At 70.9% G+C, this 3203-nt stretch carries 4 protein-coding genes; all 4 read left to right on the forward strand.

The window, feature by feature from the left end:
- Positions 1-451 precede the first annotated feature (451 nt).
- On the forward strand, positions 452-964 hold the full coding sequence (gene arsN2, locus VF665_RS19110) for an arsenic resistance N-acetyltransferase ArsN2 (RefSeq protein ID WP_331055056.1): 513 nt from the start codon (positions 452-454) through the stop codon (positions 962-964).
- Entirely contained in the window at positions 961-1683 is a 723-nt protein-coding gene (locus tag VF665_RS19115) for an MIP family channel protein (RefSeq protein WP_331055057.1), read from the forward strand. Before arsN2 ends, VF665_RS19115 begins: the two co-directional genes overlap by 4 nt.
- Before the next feature lie 125 nt (positions 1684-1808).
- Positions 1809-2414 (forward strand): L,D-transpeptidase, encoded by a 606-nt coding sequence (locus VF665_RS19120; RefSeq protein ID WP_331055058.1) that lies wholly within the window; start codon positions 1809-1811, stop codon positions 2412-2414.
- 86 nt (positions 2415-2500) lie between these two features.
- Positions 2501-2809: a hypothetical protein gene (locus tag VF665_RS19125; protein WP_331055059.1), complete on the forward strand. Its 309-nt coding sequence runs from the start codon at positions 2501-2503 to the stop codon at positions 2807-2809.
- Positions 2810-3203 lie beyond the last annotated feature (394 nt).

The raw sequence follows: 3203 nt of genomic DNA on the forward strand, positions 1-3203 counted from the left end.
TGGCCCTCACCCGGCCGCGCCCTCACCCGGCCGCGCTGAGACGCGTCCACCCTCTCCCACGAACAGATGTGGGAGAGGGGGCACACACCAACGGCAAATTGGCGCGGGTCGGATGGCTTTGCGCATCTGGACGCACCCCTCTCCCGCAAGCGGGCGAGGGGAGCGGTTCGGCGCGGGGGTGGAGTTCGGCGCCGACCTTGCCCCGGCGCCGGTGCAGCCTCACAGCAGTACCGTGAGGCTTCCAGCCGTTGTTGCGGCGAGTTCACTCGCTCACCCTCGGTCGCGCCGATGCCTGCCTGCACGCCGCAGCGCCTTTCGCCGACCAATCCTCCCCCAGTCTTTTTTGGGGGAGGGTGGGCGAGTAATGCGAGCCCGGGTGGGGGCCGCCCGTATCGCCCGCCCTGACACACGGTTCCATCCCGAACCGCCGATCCAGAAACACGGAATTGTGATGACGACGATGAACCTGACGATCCGCCCCGCGCGGGCGGAGGACCTGGAACCCGTGCTGCGGCTGGTGCAGGCCGCCGCGCTCCCGACGGACGGAATCCCCGAGCACTGGGGCGATCCCTACGCCGTCGCCGTGGAGGGCGATACGGTGCTCGGCGTCGCGGGGGTGGAGGTGCACGGCCGGTCCGGGCTGCTCCGCTCCGTCGCCGTCGCGCCGGACGCGCGGGGCACGGGGCTGGGCCAGGCGCTCACCCGCGACCGCGTGGAGTGGGCGCGCGCGGCGGGGCTGGACGCGCTCTACCTGCTCACGACGACGGCGGAAGAGTTCTTTCCGCGGCTCGGCTTTCTGCCCATCGATCGCGATTCCGTTCCCGCGGACGTGCGGGCATCGGGCGAGTTCTGCTCCGTGTGCCCGGCCAGCGCCGCGGTTCTGTGGCTCCCGCTGGAAGAGGGCGGTGCCGCACCTCTGCAGGAAGAGCTTGGGCGCGCGATTTCCGTGGAGGTGGGCGCATGAGCGGCGGCAACAGTCTCGGGCGGCGCGCGATCGCGGAGGCGGTCGGCACCTTCTTTCTCGTGCTGATCGGCCCGGGCGCGGCAATGGTCAACGCGCACTCGGACGGCGCGGTGAGCCACCCCGGCGTGGCGCTGGCCTTCGCCTTCGTCATCACGGGGATGGTGTACGCGCTGGGCCACATCTCCGGCGCGCACCTGAATCCCGCCGTCACCCTCGCGTTCCTCTCCGCGCGCCGTTTTCCCGCGCGCGACGTGCTTGCGTACGTGGGCGCGCAGTGCGCGGGCGCGACGGCGGCGGCGTTCACGCTGCGGTGGCTGCTCGGCGGGGTGGGCGACTACGGCGCCACCCTTCCCGCCATCGGTGTGGCGCGCGGCTTTGTGGTGGAACTGCTCCTGTCGTTTGCGCTCATGCTGGTGATCATGGCCGTGGCCACGGACAAGCGCGTGGCGGAAGGGTTCGCCGGGATCGCGGTGGGGCTCACCATCGGCTTCTGCGCCATGATGGGCGGGCCGCTCACCGGAGCCAGCATGAACCCCGCGCGGTCGCTGGGCCCGGCCATCTCGGGCGGCATCTGGGAGGGGCACTGGATCTACTGGGCCGCGCCCATCCTGGGGATGTTCATCGCCGCGCAGCTGTACGAGTTCCTGCGCCCCGCCGGGCCCGAACACGTGGCCCCGGAGGCGGACCTGGGCCCCGCCGGTCCCATCCGCACGCGCTGACCCGCGGTCCCGTTCCGGAATCCCGGCAAGGCAGCAACCCGGAATCCGGGCGCGCCGCATGTTTGGCACGATCTTTCCGTTGCCCATCCCCGATCGAGTAGGGTAACTCGTTGAAGGAAGGCAACATGCGTAGCAGGCTCGTTGGATACTTCACGATGGCCGCGGGGTTCGCCGGCATCGTTGCGGGAGGGGCGCTGGCGGCCCCGTCCGCGGAGGCGGCGGAGCCGGCGGTTCACGATGCGGCCGCGCCCGGCTTCCGCATCGTGATCGATCTTTCGGAGCGCCAGTTGTACGTCATGCACGGCGACGAGGTGGAGCAGACCTACGCCGTGGCCGTCGGCAAGCCGCAGCACCCCACGCCCCGCGGATCGTTCGCGGTGCGGCGAATGGTGTGGAACCCGCGGTGGGTTCCGCCCGATGCGGCGTGGGCGCGCGACAAGAAGGCGCGCGAGCCGGGCGATCCGCGCAACCCCATGGGCCGCGTGAAGATCTTCTTCCGCAACCCGGACTACTACATCCACGGCACCCGCGACACCGATTCGCTGGGCGAGGCGGAGAGCCACGGCTGCATCCGCATGCGCAACGACGACGTGATCGCGCTGGGGCGCCAGGTGATGGCCCACGGCGGGGCGTCGCGCTCTCCCGTGTGGTGGCGCCGCGTGCTCAACCGGGTGCGCTCCACCACCGAGGTGGGGCTTTCGGACCCGGTGCCGGTTCAGATCCGCGCCTGACGCGCGCGGCAGTCGGAAAAGGAACGGGGCTCCGCGATGTATCGCGGAGCCCCGTTGTTCATCCATCTTCACCTCTCGGGCCAGCCATGTACGTCGTTCAGATCTTCGTCCCGCTGCGCGACAACGACGGCGTTGCGTTCCCCCGCGCGGTGCTGGACGCGCTGCGGCAGGAGTTGACGGAGCGGTTCGGCGGCGTGACGGCCCACCTGCGCGCCCCCGCCGCCGGCGCGTGGAAGGACGAGGAGGGCGATGTGGCGCGCGACGACGTGGTGATCGTGGAGGTGATGGTGGACGACCTGGACCGCGGCTGGTGGTCCGGGTACCGGACGCGGCTGGAGGAGCGCCTGCGCCAGGACGAGATGATGATCCGCGCCCTCCCCTGTGACCGCCTCTGAAGCGGAGCGTTGCTGTGCCGAGGCGGGCAGGGTTGCCCGCTCGCTGCTTCTCCGACGCCAATCTGTGGTGCGTACCGCATTGCTGTGCGACCGGTGCTTGCGTCCAACCCCTCGTGAGGACGTGGTCCGTCCAGCGTGTCAGCGACTCTGCCGGCCTATCACCCCGGAGCGTGAGTGTCATCCTGAAGGAGGCGCCGCCCCAAGCTCTCCGCGTGCTTCCACTCTGGCGCCGACTGAAGGATCCCGCCACGGCCCGCGCCATGAACGAGTGACTGCGTGGCGCGCGGCGCACCGTCGGACGCGGCCTGGAGTCCGATGCACGCCACGCAGTCGATGGTGCGCCCGACACTCCCGGCGGGATCCTTCGACTCCGCGCCACACTTGGGAGCGGCTG

Source organism: Longimicrobium sp. (genome assembly GCF_036387355.1).
Taxonomy (GTDB): Bacteria; Gemmatimonadota; Gemmatimonadetes; order Longimicrobiales; family Longimicrobiaceae; genus Longimicrobium.